At 44.5% G+C, this 22,666-nt stretch carries 21 protein-coding genes; 4 read left to right on the top strand and 17 right to left on the bottom strand.

From position 1 onward, the window contains the following. Positions 1 to 229 precede the first annotated feature (229 nt). The 4 genes from AC2EXB_RS02425 to AC2EXB_RS02410 form a co-directional block, all read right to left on the bottom strand. Positions 230 to 1,759 carry a flotillin family protein gene (locus AC2EXB_RS02425; RefSeq protein ID WP_235198092.1) on the bottom strand — a complete coding sequence of 510 codons (1,530 nt, stop codon included), beginning with the start codon at positions 1,757 to 1,759 and terminating at the stop codon, positions 230 to 232. Positions 1,760 to 1,774: 15 nt separating this feature from the next. Further along, the gene (locus AC2EXB_RS02420) at positions 1,775 to 2,308 is read right to left on the bottom strand and encodes an NfeD family membrane protein (protein ID WP_483603441.1); all 534 of its coding nucleotides are present in this window, start codon (positions 2,306 to 2,308) and stop codon (positions 1,775 to 1,777) included. 93 nt (positions 2,309 to 2,401) lie between these two features. Further along, on the bottom strand, positions 2,402 to 3,118 hold the full coding sequence (locus tag AC2EXB_RS02415; protein WP_483603440.1) for a hypothetical protein: 717 nt from the start codon (positions 3,116 to 3,118) through the stop codon (positions 2,402 to 2,404). Positions 3,119 to 3,226: 108 nt separating this feature from the next. Beyond that, positions 3,227 to 3,748: a P-loop NTPase family protein gene (locus AC2EXB_RS02410; RefSeq protein WP_483603439.1), complete on the bottom strand. Its 522-nt coding sequence runs from the start codon at positions 3,746 to 3,748 to the stop codon at positions 3,227 to 3,229. A gap of 227 nt (positions 3,749 to 3,975) precedes the next feature. Here AC2EXB_RS02410 and AC2EXB_RS02405 point away from each other — a divergent pair, with 227 nt between their 5' ends. Beyond that, on the top strand, positions 3,976 to 4,176 hold the full coding sequence (locus AC2EXB_RS02405; RefSeq protein WP_006830093.1) for a cold-shock protein: 201 nt from the start codon (positions 3,976 to 3,978) through the stop codon (positions 4,174 to 4,176). Positions 4,177 to 4,614: 438 nt separating this feature from the next. Here the strand turns inward: AC2EXB_RS02405 and AC2EXB_RS02400 are convergent, their stop codons facing one another. The 9 genes from AC2EXB_RS02400 to AC2EXB_RS02360 form a co-directional block, all read right to left on the bottom strand. Continuing rightward, positions 4,615 to 6,252, bottom strand: coding sequence for a serine hydrolase (locus AC2EXB_RS02400; RefSeq protein ID WP_483603436.1), 1,638 nt, complete (start codon positions 6,250 to 6,252; stop codon positions 4,615 to 4,617). A 147-nt stretch (positions 6,253 to 6,399) separates the two neighbouring features. Further along, a complete protein-coding gene (sstT, locus tag AC2EXB_RS02395) occupies positions 6,400 to 7,671 on the bottom strand; it encodes a serine/threonine transporter SstT (RefSeq protein ID WP_483603435.1) in 1,272 nt (423 codons plus the stop codon). Between the two features lie 317 nt (positions 7,672 to 7,988). Beyond that, on the bottom strand, positions 7,989 to 9,020 hold the full coding sequence (locus AC2EXB_RS02390; protein ID WP_483603434.1) for an ATP synthase beta subunit C-terminal domain-containing protein: 1,032 nt from the start codon (positions 9,018 to 9,020) through the stop codon (positions 7,989 to 7,991). A gap of 118 nt (positions 9,021 to 9,138) precedes the next feature. Then, positions 9,139 to 9,591 (bottom strand): GNAT family N-acetyltransferase, encoded by a 453-nt coding sequence (locus AC2EXB_RS02385; RefSeq protein ID WP_483603432.1) that lies wholly within the window; start codon positions 9,589 to 9,591, stop codon positions 9,139 to 9,141. Next, positions 9,591 to 10,043 (bottom strand): hypothetical protein, encoded by a 453-nt coding sequence (locus tag AC2EXB_RS02380; RefSeq protein WP_235198085.1) that lies wholly within the window; start codon positions 10,041 to 10,043, stop codon positions 9,591 to 9,593. Before AC2EXB_RS02380 ends, AC2EXB_RS02385 begins: the two co-directional genes overlap by 1 nt. Before the next feature lie 155 nt (positions 10,044 to 10,198). Further along, positions 10,199 to 11,140: a VanZ family protein gene (locus AC2EXB_RS02375; protein ID WP_483604708.1), complete on the bottom strand. Its 942-nt coding sequence runs from the start codon at positions 11,138 to 11,140 to the stop codon at positions 10,199 to 10,201. 196 nt (positions 11,141 to 11,336) lie between these two features. Further along, complete coding sequence (locus tag AC2EXB_RS02370) at positions 11,337 to 13,964, bottom strand: MMPL family transporter (RefSeq protein ID WP_483603430.1); 2,628 nt, start codon at positions 13,962 to 13,964, stop codon at positions 11,337 to 11,339. Next, positions 13,965 to 14,417, bottom strand: coding sequence for a MarR family winged helix-turn-helix transcriptional regulator (locus tag AC2EXB_RS02365; protein WP_235198082.1), 453 nt, complete (start codon positions 14,415 to 14,417; stop codon positions 13,965 to 13,967). A 112-nt stretch (positions 14,418 to 14,529) separates the two neighbouring features. Beyond that, the gene (locus AC2EXB_RS02360; RefSeq protein WP_483603428.1) at positions 14,530 to 15,609 is read right to left on the bottom strand and encodes an AI-2E family transporter; all 1,080 of its coding nucleotides are present in this window, start codon (positions 15,607 to 15,609) and stop codon (positions 14,530 to 14,532) included. 140 nt (positions 15,610 to 15,749) lie between these two features. Between AC2EXB_RS02360 and AC2EXB_RS02355 the strand changes: the two genes are divergently transcribed. Beyond that, entirely contained in the window at positions 15,750 to 16,580 is an 831-nt protein-coding gene (locus AC2EXB_RS02355; RefSeq protein ID WP_483603426.1) for an undecaprenyl-diphosphate phosphatase, read from the top strand. Positions 16,581 to 16,642: 62 nt separating this feature from the next. Here AC2EXB_RS02355 and AC2EXB_RS02350 read toward each other — a convergent pair whose 3' ends face one another. The 3 genes from AC2EXB_RS02350 to AC2EXB_RS02340 all read right to left on the bottom strand — a co-directional run bounded on the left by AC2EXB_RS02350 (position 16,643) and on the right by AC2EXB_RS02340 (position 20,748). Next, entirely contained in the window at positions 16,643 to 17,776 is a 1,134-nt protein-coding gene (locus AC2EXB_RS02350; RefSeq protein WP_483603425.1) for a CAP domain-containing protein, read from the bottom strand. Between the two features lie 102 nt (positions 17,777 to 17,878). Beyond that, a complete protein-coding gene (locus tag AC2EXB_RS02345) occupies positions 17,879 to 19,558 on the bottom strand; it encodes a sulfite exporter TauE/SafE family protein (protein WP_483603423.1) in 1,680 nt (559 codons plus the stop codon). Positions 19,559 to 19,671: 113 nt separating this feature from the next. Then, positions 19,672 to 20,748: an NAD(P)H-dependent flavin oxidoreductase gene (locus AC2EXB_RS02340; RefSeq protein WP_483603421.1), complete on the bottom strand. Its 1,077-nt coding sequence runs from the start codon at positions 20,746 to 20,748 to the stop codon at positions 19,672 to 19,674. A gap of 128 nt (positions 20,749 to 20,876) precedes the next feature. On the opposite strand from AC2EXB_RS02340, the gene AC2EXB_RS02335 reads away from it, so the two are divergent. Then, complete coding sequence (locus tag AC2EXB_RS02335; RefSeq protein ID WP_483603419.1) at positions 20,877 to 21,164, top strand: hypothetical protein; 288 nt, start codon at positions 20,877 to 20,879, stop codon at positions 21,162 to 21,164. A 169-nt stretch (positions 21,165 to 21,333) separates the two neighbouring features. Here the strand turns inward: AC2EXB_RS02335 and AC2EXB_RS02330 are convergent, their stop codons facing one another. Further along, a complete protein-coding gene (locus AC2EXB_RS02330; protein WP_483603417.1) occupies positions 21,334 to 22,185 on the bottom strand; it encodes a VOC family protein in 852 nt (283 codons plus the stop codon). A gap of 128 nt (positions 22,186 to 22,313) precedes the next feature. Here AC2EXB_RS02330 and AC2EXB_RS02325 point away from each other — a divergent pair, with 128 nt between their 5' ends. Continuing rightward, the gene (locus tag AC2EXB_RS02325) at positions 22,314 to 22,637 is read left to right on the top strand and encodes a winged helix-turn-helix transcriptional regulator (RefSeq protein ID WP_483603415.1); all 324 of its coding nucleotides are present in this window, start codon (positions 22,314 to 22,316) and stop codon (positions 22,635 to 22,637) included. Positions 22,638 to 22,666 lie beyond the last annotated feature (29 nt).

Here is a 22,666-nt window from a genome sequence, read left to right as displayed (position 1 = left end):
CCCCTTAAACATCTATTTTTTCGTGTCGGCAGTTTTCAGGCCGCACATACTACAATTCGTTGGGCTTATGATATTCACTCCATATTTTACTTATAAACTCAAAATCTTGCAAAATCAAGTCTTCTATAAATTCAATATTTCATACCTTCTGCCTATCTTTTATTACCCTAATTTCAATATAAAAAAACCGCCTGAAGCGCATTTCTGCTTTTCAGGCGGAATTAAAAGATTAAATTTCAGTTTCAATCGCTTCTTTTTCTTTCTCAGTCAGTTCATAGCGCAATTGTTCGATTGTCTGGCTATAGTCATTTTTCCCGGATAAATTCTCCAGCATCTCGCGTACGTCGATTCCGGAGGATTCTTTTAAGGTTTCCTGCAGCGACGACATCAGGTTCGTTGCGTAAGAGGTGATTTTGTTCGCTCCGCCGCCTTCACCGCCGCCAGTATCCACGACCGTGATCTTATCGATATTGCTGAGCGGGCTAGCAATTTGCTTCGCGTATTCAGGAAGCATGTTGACGATCATATCAAGTGTTGCCGCTTGGCCGTACATTTCGAAGGCTTCCGCAATTTTGCGTTTGGCTTCCGCTTCTGCAAGACCTTTCAAGCGGATAACATCGGCTTCCGATTCACCTTGTGCACGCTGGGAGTCGGCTTTCGCCAAACCATCCAAACGGATTTTTTCTGCGTCGGCTTTCGCCATCGCTTCCACGCGGTATTTCTGGGCATCGGCATCAGCCAATTGCTTCGACTTTTCCGCTTCGGCAGCTTGCTCAACCGAGTAGCGGTCGGCATCGGCCTTTTTCTTCACTTCTGAATCGTATTGGCGCTCCCGGCGCTGGATTTCTTTTTCTTCCAGTTCGATCTGCTTCTGGCGCTCGATGATGCGGATTTGCATTTCCTGTTCGACAACTTCCTGTTTTGAACGGGCAGTTTCGAGTTCATATGCTTGGTCGGCGCGTGCTTTCGCGCTATCCTGCTCGCGTTTGTACTCGGCCACTTTCAGCAAATTCTCTTTTTCCGCTTCGGCAATTTCAGTCGCGCGCTGGATTTCCGCACGTTGTGCATCTTTGCCGGCTTCGGCGCGTTTAATGCGCGTCTCCATTTCAGACTCGGCCGTTGCAATATCCGCATCCCGTTTCACTTGAGCGATTCTCGCTTTCCCTAAGGAATCCAGGTAGCCGTTTTTATCGCGTACATCTTTAATTGTGAAAGAGACGATGATCAATCCCATTTTCGCTAAATCATGAGATGCAACACGCTGCACTTCCTGTGAAAACTTATCACGGTTCTTATAAATTTCTTCCACTGTCATAGAGCCTAAGATTGAACGAAGATGGCCTTCCAGCACTTCTTTCGCTTCATTTTCCCGGTCTTCTTTTGACTTTCCTAAAAATTGCTCAGCGGCTGTCGCGATTTCTGAAATCGATCCGCCGATTTTGATGATGGCTGTTCCATCTGCCATTACCGGTACACCTTGTTCCGTATAAACTTCCGGCGTGGTCACTTCAAGCTTGCTGGATAAAAGACTTAGCGGCGCTGCCTGCTGGAATACAGGAAGCAAGAACGTTCCGCCGCCGCGAATGATTTTGATCCGGTTGCCCGAGTCATCTGTATGCACATTTTTCGACCCTAAATAACTTCCTGTGACAATCAGCGCCTCGTCCGGCCCGACCGTTTTGTATTTCGTGATGTAAACTCCGACAATCGCGAGCACAATAAAAGCCGCTGTACCAATTGCAATCCATGTCATTTCCATATCAATTCCCCCTTTTTATTTGTTGAATGTAATGGGTTCATAATCCCGTACATACAAGGTTCCATCGCACACTTCAATGATCAGCACTTGCCGCTCCTGGTCAATCGCTTCATTGTCGTAGCCAGCCGCTCTTTTAGAGATCATGCCGCTGTAAGTTTCAATGACCACTTCTCCGTAGCCGTCTATCGGTATCGGGATGATCACTTTCCCGACTTGCCCGAGGAGCGCATCTTCCGTATAAGCAAGAGAAGCTTCTGCCGACGACATCGGCAAGAGAACAAAGAAATAAAGCAAGAGATCAAGAACAGCTGCACCTAATGCCGAAATGCCGAGAACCGCCATACTGCTGAGCCCTGTTGTTGCTTCTAGTACAAAGCCCATTGCTGCAACTAAGGTGAAAAATGCTAGAATGACCGCTGGATTGAAGAACGGAATGCCTTCACCCGCTTCTGCAATATCACCAAAAAATACATATAAGACCGTAAGCGCGCCGGCAAGAATAAGTGTATACATATAGACTTGTTCCATCGGCAATCCAAACAATTCCATTCCAGAACCTCCCATCTTATACATTCTATCCTATTTACGGATAAGTCCTTCGAAAGTTTCAGAATTCTTCAACAAAAAATAAAACCTGGCCTTTTAATAAAGGTCAGGTTTAGCAAATTCAATTTCATGGAAGCCATTCACGAGCCGGAAACCGATTCCAACATAGCCGTCAGAAAGCAATTGCTGCTGTTTTAGCAAATCATCAATTTTCGCACTCGTATGGCCGGTATAATGCGGATCCGGTTTTTTTAAATCTTTCACTAAAATGTAGCGGCACATGCTTCCGTATTTTTCTTTTAAGGCGGCAATATGCATATCCTGTGTGAATTTGTCTTTCAAGCTCGGAATATTCATCGGTGCTACCGTGCAGCAAACATATCGGAACTGCTCCTCTAAATTCGGCAATTCTTTCATGATGACTTCAGCCAGTTTTTGCTGCAGACGATTTCCGCGGTATTCCGGCAGAACAACCGATATTTCCTGGTAAATGACATGCGGCAACTCCGCTTCCGGCAAACCAATGTCCAGGCCAAGATGCTCTTCATCAATTTTCGGTATCAGCAATGCCCGAAACCCGATTAATTGATCATCTACATAAGCACCGATCAATAATCCGCGTTCATTTAAGATGAAGAGAAATTCCTCAGTCGTTAATGGCTGGAGCACAGCTTTTTCCGGAAGTGATTTGATGACCAGATCCTGCACTTTCTCTATAGCAGGCAAATCCTCTAAGTATAATCGTTTCATATAGAAAGGCTGCTTTTTACGAAGCACTTGATTGTTGATGGTGCCTTCATATAAAAATTTCATAGCCATTCCCCCACTGTCTTGATATGTTAATTTTAGAATACCATTTCCAAAGTCACCCGTGTTGCCCTTTTGATAGAAACTCTTAATTTTTATCAGAAAATTGGTATATTATTTATGGATGGTCTTCAAGAATCCGGAAATCTGTTTTTTATTCGCTAAGTAAATGGATTGATTGGCAGGATCTGCTTCTGAAAATTGCTGCATCCGTTTATGCATTTTGTTTTTACGCTCAGCATATGTTGTAACGATAAATTTCAGAAACGCTAAATCCATTTTTTCTGTACAGCCATCAGCCATATCTGGCCGGTTCTTTCCAATATGGGTCATCCATCTTTTTAACACCCGATAAAGGCAAACCCAAAGCGGAAGCTCCAGATAAATGAAGGTATCCGCTTTCGCAATCCGGATATCAAAACTATTGCTGTAATTTCCCTCAATGATCCACGCATCGCCTTTGACGATTTCTTCCTGTGCTGCCCGAAATTCCGCCAACTCGGATTCAACCCATCCCGCTTTCCAATAATACGAATCCAAATGGTGGACCGGCAAATCCAATTTCTCCCCTAACTCTGCAGCAAACGTCGATTTGCCTGCTCCTGCCGACACGCCGACAACCATGATTTTCTTCATTGTCCATCCCCCTTTTACACAGTCTTTTTAGTATATAGAAAATCAATTCAAAAAAATAGATGAGCTAATTTCAGCTAAGTACTTGCAATATCTGTAACCCCATGTTATTCTAAGGAAGAATTATTTTTGTTCGGATAACTTTTTATAAAGTGTCAGATGTTCATCTGCAAGATTTGAGCAAGGATAGTAATACAATGTATGCATTCGCATACGAGGAGGAAACACACATGGAACAAGGTAAAGTAAAATGGTTTAACTCAGAAAAAGGATTCGGCTTCATCGAGCGCGAAGGCGGAGACGACGTATTCGTACACTTCTCAGCTATCCAAAGCGAAGGATTCAAATCTTTAGACGAAGGTCAAGAAGTTACTTTCGACATCGAGCAAGGCCAACGCGGTCTTCAAGCTACTAACGTACAAAAAGCTTAATTTTAAGCTCTTATTACGGACTCTCCTTTTGGAGGGTCCGTTTTTTTATGGATTTTGCACTGTCCCTTTGGCGAACGCGCGCATTTTCTTTTGAACGCGCACAAATCGTTTTGAACGCGCATATTCTCTCCTGAACGTGCACAAACTACCGCGAACGACCCTATCCCCATACATCGAACCCCTCTCTTCTCAACACAACTAAATCCAGCCGTTTCTCTCCGTTTTCACCCAAAATAGAAAAGAAGGCGGAAAAAATTTCCCGCCTTCTTTTTATTGTGTTGGATTCAAGTTAAAGTACAACTGGAATCCAAAGAATATCAACGCGCATGCCAGAATCGTGCCGATGATGACATATAAGGCCAATTTCTTTCCATCCATGCTCTTCACTCCTTTATTCATTGGATAATTCGCTATCGACTATAAGCGATCCTATTTCCTTTATCGTACACCTTCAATTAATTTTACAACAGCATAGGCGCCTTTGCTCTTATTGGATAATACGGTTAAGGTGCTGCGGTCTTCCGGATAATAAGCCGAATGGAAACTCACTCCAGGGTCGTAGCCCATCACATGGAACTTCTTCACTTCGCTGTCTTGCCGATCAATCCAAACGCCATAGCCATATTCCCCGTCTTCATCTCCGGCGTGTGGGGTCAACATCCGCTCAGTCATTTCCTTCGATAACAACCCTGCCCCCATCAGCTGATCCCAGAAGGAAGCCATATCTTCAGCAGTCACATAAGCACCGCCATCTGCCCCGCCTTTAATCGGCAAAGCGTATTGGTTCGTTCGCCATGAACTTCCTTCCTCGATATAGCCGAAAGCGGTCTGTGCCGGAAGCTGATCCATCCGGAAATACCCCGATGCACTCATTCCTGCACGTGCAAAAATTTGTTCTTCTACATAATCCGTAAATGCCTTGCCCGAAATGTTCTCAACCACAAGCCCGAGTGCGACGAAGCCAGCATTGTTGTAATGGAACTTTGCTCCAGGTTCGAACATCACAGGCGCGTCTTTGAATAAAGGCACGAAATCCATTCCCGTTTTCATCAAATACATCGGATGCTGAATCCATAGTTCTTCGAAATCTTCCATCGTCTCTTCATCGAAATAATCGGGAATTCCTGAAGTATGGGTGAGCAACTGATGGATGGTGACATCAAAATTCGGGAAAATTTCCGGCAGCAATGCCGAAAGCCGATCTTCAAATGTGAGCTTTCCCTCTTCGGCCAATTGGCAGATAGCCACCGCCGTAAAGATCTTACAGCCGGAAGCGATGCCAAAACGGGTATCAATTGCGTTCGGCCGTTCATTTGCCCGATCCGCCAAGCCTTTTGCAGCCATCCAAGGATTTTCTTTCTTCCATAGAACAACTCCCGAAAAATCCATCTCTTCCATTCCGTCAGAAATAGGATTATCGGTTGAGGCTTGCTGGTAATTTCCTTCTTCATCAATGACAATCTGGCGGCCGTCCCGCAATTCAATCGACAACGGATGCACTTCGCTCTTCTGTTTTGAAAAATACCAAACCCGCTTAGGGGCAACAAGGAGGATAAAGGCATCGCCGCTTCCCAGGAAGTTTAAAGCGGAAGGCTCAATTCCTTTATTGCCGCGGACCGGAATTTCCAGACTTTCCAGTTGCTCTCCCACTTCTTTTACGTGCGGGGTGGTGATGCTCACTTCGCTGATATCCAGCAGCGAGTCGATCGAGAAATTCCCCATCCGGTCCACGTTCCGGCGGCCGATAAATTCCACCACATTGCCTGCCGGATCTTGAAAATAAAAAGCATCTGCATCAAAGTTTGCGTAATAGATTTCGTCCATGCCTTCCTGGCGGTTTAAGTCTACACGCGAACTGGCCCAACTTTTAGCAAGCGAAAACTGATTGCCCGGAATATTGAATGCGAAATGGTAGCTGGCTGAGCGGTCACTTTCAGCAAAGACCAGTTGGGAATCTCCAATAGACAAAGTAAAACTTGCGGCGTCTTCTTCGACAATCCGAAAACCCATCTGATACTCATAGAAACCTTTCATCTCTTCTAATCGATTTGTATATAAAACGACTTTTTTGAACATGAAATCACCTCTTCCTTTAAGCATACCGAACTTGTTCCTTTTTTTCCTCTATAAAATTGTCAGACAATGAAAAAGGCTGTTCCTTTCCCTTGAGTCCACAAGGAAACGAACAGCCTTACTCGATAGAATTTCTACCGCATTCGATGATTAGTTTTTCGCTAAGTCGTTGGAAACTTTGCTGAGCTCAAATACTTCTTTAAAGTTCACTTTCTCGCCTTCCTGCAAACGTTTCTTGTATTCAGCTGTTGCTGTGAAAAGAACATCTGTGGATGAGTTAAGCGATGTTTCGAATGAGTCTTGCAAGACGCCGATGATAAAGCCTACCCCTACTACTTGCATCGCTACATCAGCCGGAATTCCAAACAAGCTGCATGCCAATGGAATCAATAGAAGCGAACCGCCCGCTACGCCTGAAGCCCCGCATGCACATACGGCTGCCAGCACACTCAAGATGACGGCTGTCGGAAGATCCACTTGAATGCCAAGCGTGTTTACAGCAGCCAGCGTCAAAACTGAAATTGTTACGGCAGCACCTGCCATATTGACCGTCGCGCCTAACGGAATCGATACCGAATACGTTTCTTTATCCAGACCTAACTTTTCGCATAAAGTCATGTTGACTGGAATATTCGCTGCCGAACTCCGGGTGAAGAATGCAGTAATGCCGCTTTCTCTTAAACACTTGAATACAAGCGGATACGGATTTTGGCGGATATTGATGAAGACAATGATTGGATTGACGACAAGCGCCACCACAAGCATACAGCCGATTAATAGAGCTAATAGCTTTCCATAGCTTAATAAAGAAGAAAGCCCGTTTGCTGTAATCGATTCAATTACCAAACCAAAGATTCCAAGTGGAGCAAATTTAATGACCCATCCGACCATTTTCGCAATGGCCTCTGAGAAATTTGTAATGGCTGTTTTTGTTGAATCGGCTGCATTTCGAAGTGCCAATCCAAGAACAATCGCCCAAGCCAAGATGCCGATATAATTTGCATTGATCAGGGCATTTGCCGGATTATCAACCACATTCAACACTAAAGTCTTGATGACTTCAATTGCATTGCCTGGCGGTTCTAACCCTTCTGCCCCCTGCGTCAGCGTAATGCTCACCGGGAAGATAAAGCTGGCCACTACTGCGATTAAGCCTGCTAAAAACGTACCTAATAGATAAAGGAAAACAATTGATTTCATATTCGTCTGCTGCCCTTTTTTATGCTGGGCAATTGATGCCATAACCAAGAACAGCACCAGTACCGGCGCGATTGCTTTTAAAGCGCCAACAAATAAGGTTCCGAGAATGGTGAATGATTCGGCTATTTCTGGAATTAAAACCGCAAGTAAAACCCCTAGAACCAGACCGATCAATATTTGTTTCACAAGGCTAATCCGATTCCACATCTTCAATAATTTCATACCCGTTCCCCCTTGATGATTTTCAACTAGCATCACACGACATCCAGCGCTCTGCTGTTCATTGCTTTCAGCAGCCAATCCCCGTGGACACCGGTAAATGGTTAATCTAATCCTATTCTATAGAAAGGGAGGACTGAATTAAACAAATTTTTTATAAAATCAAATTTAATTTTCCTCATTTGATTCATATGGACTGCTGTTTTATTTTAAATGCCTGTAATTTAGGAACTAAATGTAAGTACATGGGATTTCTTGCTTTTCAAACACGATTATCTGTATAGAAAAAGAACGCCCTCAAAGAGGACGTTCTTTTTTTGTTAAGACAAGGCACCGATAAATTGCAATTCTTCGCTGCTCCGGTGATTAGCCTGGCCGTTTAAGATGCTTTCGACATCAGCCAAAGTCTGTTCAAGAGGTACCGTCTGCCCTTTCTGTCCGGTGAATTCTTCCGCAGTATAAAATGCTTGGGTGAAATATGCTTCAAGCAGCTCGCCCTTACGATACGTCGCCAAATCATCTTCACTGATTTTATCGAGACCCCGCACTTGTACGAGCGATCGAAGTTCGCGGTAACGGCGCAGCACTTTCTGCGTACGTTGGCGCAATTGGAAATGGCGTTCATCCAGCTGAGCGTCTTCAAGCAAAGAGGAAGTGGAATGAAGCGGGCTTAATGCCGGATATTGATGGCGGGCAGCTAAATCTGCATCCAGTTGCCACACTGTCTCAAGCGGCCCAAAAGGAAAATCATCGTCTACCGCTTCACCAGATAAATCGACTAGCAAGGTGGTCAAGGATTCATGCCCTAGCTGTTCCTGTATTTCAAAAAGTGCGCCTGAATCCATATGGCTTTTGTCAGTTACAAGAACCGCTTCTTTTCCGATTTTTTTTAACTTAGTGATGGTTTCTTCGATTGTTTCTGTGAGGTAGCTTGCCAGTTCCGTAATACCTTCCAGTTCTGCCGGAGATCCGGACGGAACTAAGAAAACAGTAGAAAGGTTCTGCTCTTGATAACGGTGCAGAAGTTCTGCAACAATGACCAATTGTCCCATTCCAGGACGTGCGACAATACCTGTCGATCCATATTTCACAATGGGCGCGAAAAAGTCTAAAGCTTTGATTCCTGTTTCAATCATCTTCATCTTCTCCCCTCGAAGTATCAATTCATCTACCGTGCAATTTGCAAGTTTAGCCAGGCCGACCAAGGTTTTCACTTCCGCCTTCCCGAGATCGATTTTTCCTGTACACAAATTCGATACTGTAGCTGGACGAATGCCTACTTCTTTTGCAGCAGTTGTTAAATTAGGCACCCTTTTTCTAAGCAACGGAACATTTAATCGGATATCTTCCATTTTCTCTCCTCCCCCTTACTCTATATCGTAAATTAAATTACTTTAAGGAACAATAAAAATTTCCTTATAACGTAATTTATTTTACGCCAAAAAGAAAAACCCTTCCAAATAGAAGGGTTTAAAAAGTGAATTCCAGACGCACCATATCCCGGCACTCTAAGCCATTTTCAATAATCGGCTCGGGATAGTTGCGGGTGAAAAAGTCCCGGTCAATGGACTTCATCCGAAAACCGCATTTTTGATACAAGGCTAACTGAGCGAAACTTGAATTCCCTGTACCGATTTCTACATGCCGGAACCCGGCTTTTCGGGCTTCGTCCAGCGCATGTTCAATCACTCTGTTGCCATAGCCTTTGCCTCTTTCCATTTCAGCCACGGCAATATTTTTTATTTCGGCAGCTGATTCCGACAGCGGCAGAAGCACGTAGACGCCAATCACTCGACCGTCCAATTCTGCCACATAGCAATGCCCTTCAGCCAAATAAAGACGGATCAGCTTTTCGGAAGGATCGGCTTCAAGGAGCAATTCCATTGGCGGCTCTTCGCCTTTTGCAAGCAGCTGGATATCCATTACTTCGGCTCTTTAAAACCTTGATCGATCAAATAGTCTTCGGCATCGCTAAACGTTCCGAAGCTTTCTTCCAGGTTTTTTCCTGTGTAGATATTCCAGAAAGGCTCTTCGTAAACCAGATCCAGCTTTTCGTTTTCGCGGTTTGTCCACGTCTTGTCATATGGCGGTTCCGGCTCAAGGGATAAGTAATCCAATGAATCTGCAACGATGCTGCGAAGTTCCTTTTCAGAGAAATCGCGTACGTTAACAAAGCCTCGATCATCCGCTTCATACTGCGGCAAGTTTCCGACATAGACAAAACCGTTGCCGTTCGGATGCAAGTGATAGACCACAATTTTCTTATCGTACAAGCTTTCTTCGTAATGGAAATTCACACGTTTCATCGATACGTCTTTACGCGCCAATTCTGGGAACGATTCAATAATCGCCAGTTTCTGTTCAAATGTTAACAATAGATTTACCCCGTTTCTTAAGTTCGCTCTGCCCCTAGTATAACACGGACAGTGGATTCCGACACATCTGCTTCAACGCTCCGCCAACTCCAAAATCCACTGTACTTTCATCTCCTGTAGGCTGTGAATGGTTCCACCAGGACCGCTGACTGCGATCAGTAGTTCCACCAATACCCCATTTCTTTAAAAGCCACATCCCATAACATCACTTCGCCTTCAATCGTGATAATAAGTTCATTGACTTTTTCCATGGCAGTTTCAGAAGCATTCGGATAATTCATCCCTTTATCTACGGAATAGGAATCTACTTCTTTGCCATCAACAGAAATGCGGATCTGTCCCTTATCGCTTTTTGCATTGGACGGGATTCCGTAGTTTAAAGACAGCACGATATCTTTTCCATCTAATTTATAGGAGAATTCTGTTGTGCCTTGACCATTTCCCTTATACAAGTTTTTTGTGGGTTCGACTTTTACGGGGCCCACTTTAAAACTTTGATAGGATCCATCAGAGATTTTCCCAGCCTCATTCAAAGCTATTTCCGGACCTTCTACTGGGGTCGTCATTTTATTTAGCAGCTCTGAAAAACCAATTACCGCAATCGAAAAGAGGGTGATACATATGCATGTGGCAATGGCTCTCTTCCCAATACCCGTATAGTGAGATCCAAATCTGTACGCATAAAAACCGATCGCTGCGCCTGCGGCATTTACCAGTGCATCATCTATATCAAAACTCCCGAGAAACGTCAGCATCTGCATCGTTTCTAATGCCAGAATTGCGATAAAAAATAAGAAGATGAATTTGGGAAATTTCCAACGCTGCAACAAAGGGATCAAGATGCCAAATGGAATAAAAGCAGCCAAATTGCCTATGTTAAAAAACCAAAGATGGAAATATTTTAAATCCGACATGCTTGGAAATTTTAATGCGAGTGCATGGGGTATGAGATTAAATTGGTATTCGTGAACCCCTCCCGCTGCAGTTGGCCTTCCAAAGCCAAAGAACATAAAATAGACGATTAGAATTGAATAGATGAACAAAACGCTCCCGATGATCCGTTGTTTTGTACCCATAAGTTTCCTGCCTTTCTGCACCAAGCATCCTGAAATACCTCCTGAACTAGCTTGGCATTCTCACTATTTATAAAAATAGCCGATAATGTTAAAGAATTAAGCAGGAAAAACCTTAAGAATTTCTTAAATTACAAACATGGATCCGGTTTCTATCGTTTCCCCGCGTCTCGCCAATTAAATTTAAAAACAGAAAAAGCTGCCCGCAGGCAGCTTTTTCTTAGCGTTTATGTTGTTTATTGCCGAATGGCCACCAGACTCCACGGTCGAATGAAACCGAAATTGCTGGAATCAGGAGCGGCAGTACGATCAAGCCGTACAACAGCAAGCCTGTGATGACGATTGTGGCAATCTGCACGAGGCTCAAGACGCCGGACGGCATCATTGCACCGAAAGTACCCGCCAGGATGATGGCGGCGGTGATGATGACCGTACCCATTTTCGCCATGGAAGTTCTCATCGCATCGCGAACGCTGATGCCATTGAATGACTCTTCGCGGAAACGGTCGAGTAAGAAGATCGAGTAATCGACTCCAAGGGCAACGAGCATGACGAAGCCGAAGAATGGAACCGCCCAGCTGATGCCGTCATAGCCAAGGCCGTTGACGAAAATCAGTTCCGCAATGGAAATGGAGGTGTAATAGGTCAATAAGAGCGACCCGATCATGTACAGCGGCATGATCAACGAACGGAATAGGATTGCCAACACCACGAACAAGCTGATCAGCATGATCGTCACTGTGTTTGTGAAATCATTCGAAGATACATCTTGAAGATCGCTATTGATGCTTGAAATTCCGCTGAACGCAATTTCTGCATCTTCGAGCGGCGTGTTTTTCGCACCCCGTTCTACCGCGTCTTTAATATTAGCCGTTGTTTCAATAGCTTCATGGGAGTAAGGATCATCCGACAAAATGACCTCCATCGTTACTCCTGTCCCTTCTGCAAACGTATAGCGGTCTAACACTTGTTCAAAATCTTCACTTTCAAGCGTTCCTTCTGGAATGAACAAACCGGTATCGCGAACTGTTTCACTATCGCTCATTGTCTGCATCATATCGACTGCTTCTGTCAATCCGGCTTCAATCTCGCCTAAGCCTTCATTCGCAGCGCTGATGCCATCTGAAAGTTGGGAAATGCCTGCACCGAGTTCTCCCGCTTGTCCAGCTGCGCCTTCCAATCCTTGCTGGATTTGCGTAAGCCCTCCGCTAATTTGCGATAAAGCGCCAACCGTTTGCTGGATATTGCCTGTTGCCTGCAACCCTTGCGTTACTTGGCCAAGTTGGCCGTTCAATTGAGCTAAGCCAGCTGCAGCATCGCCTAAGCCGCCCGCTCCCCCAGTTTGGCCACTGACGCCGGATAATCCGTTTTCGATTTCTGTAAGGCCGGCTTGAACTTCTCCGAGGCCATCACGTGCTTCGGTTAATCCATCAGCCAATAAGCCCAGCTGTTCATCTACATACAATTCATTAATCACTTCGCCTGTAGGGCGTGTAATGGCACGAACGTTTTCAACGCCGTCCACTTTTTCGATTTCTCTGCTCAATGCTTCAAAATAAGGAACAGTCGTTTCATCGATTAACGATTCATCTGATTTAACAACAACTTCCACCGGCAAGGAATCTCCTTTGCCGAAGCCTTTTTCAATAGCGCGGAGCCCTTTCACCGATTCGTATTCCGAACCGATTTCGTCTACCGTATTAAACGATAGCGAGTTGTTATACGTAAACAATAGCGGGACAGTAATGACCGCTACGACAAGCATCGATAATAACGGACGGTTGATCGACAGTTTGCTCATCACAATCCAAAGATTGCTGTCTTTATGGGCGGCCGATTTTTTCGCCGGCCAGAATAATTTCTCTTTTAGTAATGACATAAAGAACGGTACGACAGTAAACAATACGAGCAGCAGAACGAAAATGCCGACCGCTACTGCAACAGCGGATTTAAAAATTGGGAAGTCTGCAAATCCAATAGCGAAGAAACCGATAAATACGGCGATTCCGCTGATCAGCAGCGTTCTTCCTGCTGTCTTATACGTATTGATGATCGATTCTTCGACGCCATGCCCCGCAGCCAGCTCTTCTTTATAGCGGCTTAGCAGCAAGATGCAGTAATCTGTCCCAATTCCGAAAAGAATTGCGACAAGGAAAATCTGCGTATAGTTAGATACCGGGAAGCCAAACCAATCGATGAAAAAGGCCACAATTGATTGGCTCAATAGATAAGAAATACCCACTGCGATAAGTGGAATAAACGGTGTTACGATTGAACGGAACACTGCAAGCAAGAGGCCGAAAATCAATACGACCGTGATGACTTCTGTCCGTTTCAGCCCTTCTTGCGCGCTGATATTCACATCATTATTGATAATCGCTTCACCTGTAATATAGGCGGTCATGTCGTCAGGAAGGATGGATTCGCGAATTTCATCCGCTACTTTATTCACTTCTTCATCTGTCCCATCGACTGTCACTGGGATTAAAACTGTCTGCCCGTTTTCTGAAATTAATTGTTCTTCCAGTTCAGGGCTTTCAACAGGATTTAACACACTGGTAATCGGACCACCTAAGTCTTCCACTTCTGAAGCAAGGGAAGAAAGGGATTCCTTCATGCTTTCATCTAATTCATCATCAAGTTCAATGACTAGGGAAATCGTTTGTTCCGCGGCCCCAGCGTCTGATAAGATCGTAGCTGCCAATTGGGAAGAGGCTTCTTCAGAAAGCTGGAAAGATCCTGCTTCTTCTGCCTGCTCCGTTAAATTGGGAGCCAGTAAGAACAAAGCGACCGTCAACACGATCATGGCAATCGTGATCGGCCATTTTAGTTTCAATACCGTTTTCATTTATTCCACTCCATCCATTTTGATAATATGGCTCAATTTCCGGAAAAACGATAGAAATTGTTCAATTTCCTCGTCTTCGATATTGCGCGCTAAAAGGTTCTCAATATACTCGGTCACTGCTTTATCCGACTTCATAAGAATCTCTTTTCCCTTGTCTGTCAGTTCAATAAACTTCTCTCTTCGATCTTGCTGGTCTTCCTGAACAATACGGATCACATCTTTTTGCAGCAATTTTTTGATCCGATTGGAAATTGCACTTTTATGTACGGACTGCAAGATTGCTAGCCGGCTGGAAGTAATCTTCCCTTCTTTGCCAATCAGCTTCAGCATCTGCATCTGTTCCGGGGAATATTCTTTCCAAAGCGGATTATCTACGCCTTTGATGACTTTCTCCGTTCCATAAAACATCACTTCCTGGAAAAGATCAACGGCTTCTTTTATTCGGTCATCCAACTAGTTCACCCCCTAAACCAATATCACTAGTTTAGGGGGTGAACTAATCAGAGTCAAGTAATACGCTACACAAAAAAATCCCAGCAGGCACGGGCGGCCGACTGGGATTTCTTTAAACTTCTTTTGTGGCGGTATGACGGATTTCCTGTCTGCGCGCATAAATGTTTTTCGCGATTGTTTTAATAACCGCATAAACCGGGATAGCAAGAATGATGCCCCACAACCCGGCAATATTTCCGGCTGCTAAAATCAAGGTAATAACAGTCAGCGGATGGACATCCAGCGATTTCCCCATGACATTCGGTGTAATGAGGTTGCTCTCAATCTGTTGGGCAATGAGCATGATAATGGCTACGTAAACGGCCATGATCGGATCTTGTACAAGCGCTATAATGATGGCGGGAATGACCGCAATATAAGGCCCTAAAAACGGAATGACATTGGTAAACATGCCGATTAATGCCAACAATAATGCATAATCCAAGCCAATGATCAGATAGCCGATCAGCAGCATCACTCCAACAAGGAAACTGACGAATAGCTGTCCTTGAATATAGGCTTGCAGCGTTTCATCCACATCACTCAAGGTTTTCCGGATCCAGGTTTTGCGCTCCCCTTTAAAGAATCCGGCTACAAACGGCGCAAATTTCTGATGATCTAATAGAAGATAGATTAAGAAAAACGGAACGAGCACAAGGGTAACGACACCGGATACAAAACTCGCTAAGAACGAAATGACCCAGCCGCCGATATTGCTGGCAAATTCTCCAACGCGTCCTTGCAGTCCGTTGATCTGCTCCTCAATGGAATCTGGCAATCGGTCCCGTTGTTCGAATAGGTACATGCCGTAATCTTCTACATCTTCGATGATTGCAGGTGCGTTATCAACCAAGGAATTTACTTGTTTCGTCACCATTGGACCGATCATCGCATAAAACAGATAAAATACGAGAACGATTAATAGAATAATGGTAATGACTCCAGCCCATCGAGGAAATTTTCTCTTTTCTAAAAAATGCAGAATTGGGCGGCTCAGGTAGAATAGGACTCCCCCAAGCAATAGCGGTACAAATACGGTTTGTGCAATAATGAACAACGGATCAAATATGGCTTGGACTTCAATGAATAATCGTATGATTACTAAAGTTAATATAATTCCAATGCCTACTTGAAACCATAATTTATTGGTCAAAGCGATTCACTTCCTTTCTTCTATCGTGTATACCCAGTTTACCATGAAATATCATTTATATTTCTGTGCGGCCGAACTTTTCGAACTGCCATGCGTCCCGTATAATGGGTGAATGATGAAATTTTTGGAGGACTTATTCTATGGAACAATTATGGCTAACCATTAAGTTTTTACTGCTCGGGCTTTTTCAAGGCTTGACCGAACCGATTCCCATCTCTTCAAGCGGGCACCTTCTGATCGCCCAATATTTTTTGGACGTGGAAATCGAAGGCAGCAACTCGACATTCGCTCTTTTAGTGAACAGTGCGTCATTGATCGCTGTCCTGATTATTTACCGCAAGGATATTAAACGGCTGATTATTAACGGGCTTCGTTATTTCAAGGTGAAAAATGAAGAAACGAAACGCGACTTCATGTTTGTTGTGTATTTAGTAGTCGCAACAATTCCAGCAGGCTTGGTAGGTGTTCTTTTCCAAGACCAAATCGACGAAAATCTCTCCACCATCGTTACAGTTGGCGTCACGCTCATCGTTACCGGTGTCGGCTTATGGCTCATCCGCAATATGCGCGGACAGCGTAAGGATGGCAATATGACGATGAAGGATGCCATCATCATCGGCTGTGCCCAGGCTGTGGCATTGATTCCAGGAATCAGCCGAAGCGGTGCAACGATCGTGGCAGCGATGGCGCGGGGCATCAACCAGGAGACTGCTTTGCGCTTTTCTTTCCTTTTGTTTATCCCTGTCAGTTTGGGCGGGGCTGTGCTTAGCTTTACAGATATTTTGAACGACAGCAACTTGGCTCAAATGGCCATTCCTTATACAGTGGCTTTTCTTGGTTCCCTTGTGGCTTCCTATTTCTCATTGAAATGGTTTATGAACATTATGGCAAAAGGACAGCTGAAATATTTTGCCCTTTACTGCTTCATTGTCGGACCACTTGTCATACTGGCTTGGTATTTGATGAACTAAAAAAACAGCATCCGCCATTTGCGGATGCTGTTTTTCATTTATTGATAGAAGCTTTTTAAAAGCTATCGGTTAAAAAAGTTTTCTGTGTAATAGGGCTGATTTTCATCATTATAGGCAACGCCTACTCCTAAGTAGCCGAAGTCCCGTTTTACGATATTTTCCCGGTGCCCGGCTGAATTCATTAAGCCTTCGTGGGCAAAAATGCTGTTGTACTGCCCATAAGCCAGATTTTCGCCTGCTACAAAGAACGTGATGCCGTCATCACCCATCCGGTCAAACGGCGACTCTCCAGCCAAATTGGTATGGCTGAAATAATCATTGTCTGCCATGTCCTGGCTATGTTTGCGTCCTGTTCCACGCGCAGTTTCATCCCATTTCAATAGAGGAAGTTCGCGTTGGATGCGGGCTGAGTTGGTCAATTCGTATAGCAAAAACTCATAGCCTTCTTTCAATTCCTTATCAGGCTCTGCATAAATGCCAGAACGCTTCGCCTCTAGTTTCTCATCAATTACTTGTATAGCGGTCACCGTGTTTTCTTCATGGATATCATAAAAAACCGTAATATAGAGATTATTGACCTTGAACATGTCGTACTCGTTACGTGTATCAAGAATGTATTGCACATTTCCTTTTTGAAGGCTTTTCAACGGTTTTCCAAAAGCGGCTCTGACCGCTTCCCGGTTAGAGGCCATCGTGATCCCTTTGGTTGAAGAGATTAGATCCTGGTTGGTAAACATGCCATTTACTTGGCCTTTATCGTTATAAGAAAGCAGCATATAATTTTGATAATCTTGATGATAGCTATGCCAATCCGTGCCGTACTCGTTTCGCATCAAGCGAAGCGGCAAGCCAACCACCGCTTGGGCCTCTTCTTTGGACATCCCAAGCGTAATGTTATGGATCGCAACTAAGGACTCGGTTCCCTCAAGCTCCGGCTTGTCGACTTGTTCCGGCATCTCTGCCGAACTTTGGCCGACAAACGTCTGCAATTGTCCGCCGAGATCCGCGGTGAATTCTTTTGCCTGATCGACCGCTTTCGTGATGGAAGGATTTCCGGCCACTTGCTCAATCATTTCATCAATCGATTCTAAAAAACTCACATCCACATACTCACTGGCTTTTTCTTCCCACAACGGCCGTGCGAAAAAAAGAAGCACCAGCAAGACAACCAACCAAAAAACTTTTCGCACGCGCATCACCTCTCCATCAGTTTAATCGCAAAACCCTATTCAATAAAGCAAAAAGAATTTCCTGAAAAAGAAAAGCCTCTTTGCATTCGCAAAAGGCTTTCCGTTCGATCAATTGACTCCTTCAATCACCAATTCCTTCACCGGCAGGAAGATATCGCCTGTCTGGAAATAAGTCATATTCACTTGATCATTTTCCTCCAAATAGATGGCTAACGGCACATTTTCAGAAGAGACGATGTAGTTGGTTCCATCTTCAAGCAAGAACGAAACGGAAGTGAAATCCCCTACCCGTTCTTTAAATACCCGCTCTACTACTCCAGAAGTTTTTGCTTCTTCCGCCTCAGAACTTCCGTCTACTGTACTGCCGCCTCTTTGCAGCGCGGTCTTATAGAGTTTCAATGCCTCATTTGGCGTTCCTGCGTAAACGGAGATCTCCGGATTTGCTGCTGAAACGATAAAATAGTTTTGCAGGAAACCGTTCGAATCGAGAACCGGCGTCAACCAGCTAGCTTCCCCGTAGAAATTATAGAGGACCGGCATTTCACCAGACCACTCCTTCTCGATAAATTGCTTTTCAATGATTTGCAAATTCCCTTGCGAGTCCATATAGGAATCTTCCAGACTTCCCGTAAAATAAGTCGATTCCCCGCTGCGGGCATTCGTCAATGAATAGCCCAGCATCGAATCCACGCCTTCTTTCGGACTTGTGAAATCGGTGAAATAATACATCTCGCCATCAGCGTCAAAAATCGGGCTGACATTCGCTTCTGTGCCTTCATCCGAAGGAAGCTTCACGTCTTTTTTGCCGAATTTGCTGTTCCAAAAACCATGTACATAGTTCCCGTAGTAGCTGTTCTCCAAACTCACCGATTCCGGCGAAACGGCTCCATCGATAAATGCGGGTACGTCTTCCAGTTTATACGTAATGCTTTCCCCGGAAGATGGATCGATTGCGACAATTCCTTTTACATCAAAGCCGTTTCTAGCAGTGACGAAATCACCGTATGACCGGATATAGTATGGCTTGCCCTCATCATCTACTTCCAACTGAACTTCTCCATAGAAAATTGCTTCCGGATTTTCCAAACGCATATGGCGCTCGATGTTTTTATTGAAATAAGAAGAAGGCGTATAGCTCATTTCAGATTGGATGAATTTTGGATTAGCTGATGCATCTGTCGCACTCATAGTGAAATAACCCGGGGTGACATCCGCGTTCCACCATTTAAAGAAACCCGAAAATTCGACTGGCGCAATATAAACGAATTCTTCGTTCACTTTCTGTACTTGCAGCTGCCCCAATTCATAGTAGCTCGTATTTGGCACTTGTCCAAATGCTTTCTTCATCTTATTTCGTGCAAATTTTGGCGGTACGCTGGCTGGAGTCTGTGTTTCATCAAATGCTTCGATTTCCACTTCCTCATCCATCTCCACCATTTTAAATTTCTCATCTGCATTTAAGAGCGGCGCTGCAAATAGATAAGCTGCAAACAAGAGTGTGGCACCGAACAAAACGCTTTTGGCTTTTTGTTCCAACCCTTTTGAAAACAATGCGCCAAGGCCGGCTGCTACTGCGAGCACGGGCCAAAGCGACGTTAAATTCCGGTCAATATTGAGGAAATAATAAGCGAGCGCAATAACGATTGCCCCAATCACTGCAGTAAACAAAAGTGCCGGGACTACTAATGACTTGCCCTTTTCCTCTTCCCCTTTTGCACTGGTTAACGGAACAATGATAACAGCGGCTGCGATTGCAACAACCACTGAAAATAATAAAATACTTCCCATAACGAATTCTCCTCTATACTTGCTGATTTCTTGATACCTTTTATACGATTCAATCATCTAAAAGTTTCAACCAAACAAAAAGCGGCCGATAGGCTCAGCCGCCAAAACAAAACTTATTCCGCTTTACAGAGCGCTTCTGCGCGTTCTACGATTGAATCGATCATTTCCTTGGCGCTTTGTCCATTTTCCAGCATCCGGGTCGATTGCCCAGCCCATAAAGACATAAATTCGCTATTCCCTTGCTTTGCTGCTGCCGCACGAATATCTTTGGTGGCAGTATTTTGAGAAGGAAAAGGCAGTGGCGCCATGCCTACTTTCTCAAACTCAGTGATAAAACGATTTCGCAATCCTCTCGCCGGCCTGCCGGAAAAGCTTTTTGTAATCACTGTGCTTTCTTCTGTGCTCTCGGCGATTGCCTGCTTATAGGCGTTATGCGCACCGGATTCAGTTGCCAGCAAAAAGCGGGTTCCAATCTGGACCCCTTTCGCTCCAAGTGCGAGCGAAGCAACAAGTCCACGGCCATCCGCAATCCCACCTGCTGCAATCACCGGAACTTTCACAGCATCTGCTACCTGAGGCACCAATGACATGGTACCAACCAATGCGCCCATTGGATGTTCTTCAAGCGAAAAGGTGCCTCTGTGTCCGCCCGCTTCACTGCCTTGCGCAACGATAGCATCGACTCCCGCCTTCTCTGCTTGGATTGCTTCTCGCACGGTAGTTGCCATCGCAATCAATTTGATGCCTCGTTCTTTTGCCATGATCGCTTGTTCAGTGGGTAAGCAGCCAAACGCCGTACTAATAATCGGCACTTCCAGTTCAAGGCAAATCTCAAATTGCTGTCGGCTCCAATTCGGGGAAGCGTAGGCAGCCGGTATTTCTTCAATCCCTAATTCTTTTCGAAAAGGATTTAAAACTTGCTGCACTTCAGCGAGACGGCTATAATCATCTTCTGAGCTTTCAGAGAAAATATTCACCGCAAACGGTTGGCTGGTCGATTCTTTTATTTGCCGGATGGTTTTTCGCAAATCTTCCGGAGCGAGATAGGCAGCTCCCAAAGTTCCAAGTCCGCCTGCCTCGCTAACAGCGGAAACCAATTCTGCAGTCGTCGGCCCACCAGCCATACCTGCCTGAATAATGGGGTATTGAATATTGAATAGCTTGCAAATTTCTGTTTTCAATGTAAGCATCCCTTCGCCTCCTTGCGGTTTCTTTTTTAAAAACATCATTTACCTTACATTATTGCGCAAACGGGAACTTTTAAACAGAAAATACGTTAAAGATTACTAAGAAGCAACAAAAGAAAGCGGGGGTTATTATGAAAGGGTTTCTTTCCCTTTTAGGCATTACTTTAATCGTCGGGGCATTTGGACTGATCCTCTTATCTTTCTACGGCAATCCATTGGAAGAAATGAATAGCCAGGAAAGAATGTACGCATATATGGAAACACGTGAAAACCATTCCACGGAAAATAATACGATTCAAGATATAAGCGAACTGGAAACCAATTCTGCAGCCGAAGCTGCTCCATTAAAAGCGATGGTTGCCAGTGATGAACCAGGCTACGTGAATTTGGCAGAAAGCTGCGGTCCAGCAACTCCATAATAACAAAAAAAGGGGCTGTCCCAAAAGTAGTTTGGGACAGCCCCTTTTGCGACGAAGCTAGCGAAGCGTTTCAAAGACAGGAACAATGGTAAAACTACATGCTTTATTAGAAACAAAGGAGCTATCCAATCATTCAAGTAAGACTGATTGGATAGCTCCTTATTTTAGATTAAACGACTAAACGGATCCAATTTCCTGCTGGGTCTTGGGTTTCCATATAATCTCCGCGATTTTCCACTTTTGCCCCCAATTGCTGAAGGCGTGCAGCAACTTCTGCTTGCTTGGCTTCATCTGCCATGACCAATGTGTAATAATGCAGCCCTGCCGTTTTTTCAGGAAGCGCTGGAATTCCGATCCCGTTCCATACGTTCACGCCAATATGGTGGTGGTATTTTTGGTCCCCTAAGAACATGGCTTGCGCCCCCATTGAAGTGAGCACTTCAAATCCTAGTCCATCCACATAAAATTTCTGGGTCTGTGCCATATTGGAAATGTGGAGATGGATATGCCCCATGACCGTATCCGCCGGCATGCCTGTCCACACTTCTCCTGAATCGATGGCCGCTTGTACGACACCTTGAGCATCTAAAGGATCCACCGCCATTTTAACCTCTTCGCCGTCCCAGTCCCATTGTTCAGGTTCGCGGTCCCGGTAAATTTCAATCCCGTTCCCTTCCGGATCAGATAAGTACAATGCTTCGCTTACCAAATGATCCGACGAACCGAGGCGAATCCCATTGTTGTGAAGATGAACCAAAATTTTCCCCAGCTCTTTCCGGCTCGGCAAGAGAATGGCAAAATGATACAAACCGGCATAACGTCCAGTTTTCGGTTCTACGCCTTCAAAAGTCTCCAAGTTCAATAAAGTTTTGCCTTCTATTCCTAAAGCAGCTGTTGTATCGCTTTTAGAAAGCAATTCAAAACCGATTGTTTCTGTATAAAATTGGACCATTCCTTCCAGGTCCATTACTTTTAATCCGACTTCGCCTACATAAGTGACAGGCTTTTGATGAAAGTTCATAGCTAATCCCTCTTTCTTTAGTTACTTTATGTAACCAATTATATAAAGAGAACTATAATATGTCAAGTAACTTAATTCTTTTGCTCCACAGCATAATTATGCTATGATATAAAAAAGGAGTGATTGATATGGATACTGCTGTCATTTGTCCCCGGTTTGAAAGTGCTATTTCTCTTTTAAGCCAACGCTGGACCGGCTTGATCATCTATCAACTTTTAGCAGGGCCTCAACGATTCAGCCATTTAACTGATGTAATCGGCATTAGCGGCCGCCTCCTATCCGAACGCTTAAAAAATTTAGAAGCACAAGGAATTGTGACGCGAACTGTCTATCCGGAAACGCCAGTACGGATTGAATATGAGTTAACTGAAAAAGGCTTTTCATTAAAACCAGTCATGGACGAAATCCAAAACTGGTCTCAAGTATGGGTTGACCCCATAGAAACCAAATAAAACAGCTTATCCTTTCAGAGGATAAGCTG

It is taken from the genome of Planococcus alkaliphilus (assembly GCF_057031095.1).
The sequence above is the reverse complement of the archived record's forward strand: the minus strand, read 5'-3'. Positions and strand labels throughout refer to the sequence as shown.

Bases quoted from the DNA above. Each gene is read 5' to 3' on its own strand.
- AC2EXB_RS02370 (WP_483603430.1), bottom strand. From the start codon at position 13,964: ATGAAAACGGTATTGAAACTAAAATGGCCGATCACGATTGCCATGATC.
- AC2EXB_RS02335 (WP_483603419.1), top strand. From the start codon at position 20,877: ATGAAAGGGTTTCTTTCCCTTTTAGGCATTACTTTAATCGTCGGGGCA.
- AC2EXB_RS02425 (WP_235198092.1), bottom strand. From the start codon at position 1,759: ATGGAAATGACATGGATTGCAATTGGTACAGCGGCTTTTATTGTGCTC.
- AC2EXB_RS02340 (WP_483603421.1), bottom strand. From the start codon at position 20,748: ATGCTTACATTGAAAACAGAAATTTGCAAGCTATTCAATATTCAATAC.
- AC2EXB_RS02415 (WP_483603440.1), bottom strand. From the start codon at position 3,118: ATGAAATTTTTATATGAAGGCACCATCAACAATCAAGTGCTTCGTAAA.
- AC2EXB_RS02350 (WP_483603425.1), bottom strand. From the start codon at position 17,776: ATGCGCGTGCGAAAAGTTTTTTGGTTGGTTGTCTTGCTGGTGCTTCTT.
- AC2EXB_RS02400 (WP_483603436.1), bottom strand. From the start codon at position 6,252: ATGTTCAAAAAAGTCGTTTTATATACAAATCGATTAGAAGAGATGAAA.
- AC2EXB_RS02390 (WP_483603434.1), bottom strand. From the start codon at position 9,020: ATGGAAGATATCCGATTAAATGTTCCGTTGCTTAGAAAAAGGGTGCCT.
- AC2EXB_RS02385 (WP_483603432.1), bottom strand. From the start codon at position 9,591: ATGGATATCCAGCTGCTTGCAAAAGGCGAAGAGCCGCCAATGGAATTG.
- AC2EXB_RS02410 (WP_483603439.1), bottom strand. From the start codon at position 3,748: ATGAAGAAAATCATGGTTGTCGGCGTGTCGGCAGGAGCAGGCAAATCG.
- AC2EXB_RS02325 (WP_483603415.1), top strand. From the start codon at position 22,314: ATGGATACTGCTGTCATTTGTCCCCGGTTTGAAAGTGCTATTTCTCTT.
- AC2EXB_RS02345 (WP_483603423.1), bottom strand. From the start codon at position 19,558: ATGGGAAGTATTTTATTATTTTCAGTGGTTGTTGCAATCGCAGCCGCT.
- sstT (WP_483603435.1), bottom strand. From the start codon at position 7,671: ATGAAATTATTGAAGATGTGGAATCGGATTAGCCTTGTGAAACAAATA.
- AC2EXB_RS02355 (WP_483603426.1), top strand. From the start codon at position 15,750: ATGGAACAATTATGGCTAACCATTAAGTTTTTACTGCTCGGGCTTTTT.
- AC2EXB_RS02420 (WP_483603441.1), bottom strand. From the start codon at position 2,308: ATGGAATTGTTTGGATTGCCGATGGAACAAGTCTATATGTATACACTT.
- AC2EXB_RS02330 (WP_483603417.1), bottom strand. From the start codon at position 22,185: ATGAACTTTCATCAAAAGCCTGTCACTTATGTAGGCGAAGTCGGATTA.
- AC2EXB_RS02405 (WP_006830093.1), top strand. From the start codon at position 3,976: ATGGAACAAGGTAAAGTAAAATGGTTTAACTCAGAAAAAGGATTCGGC.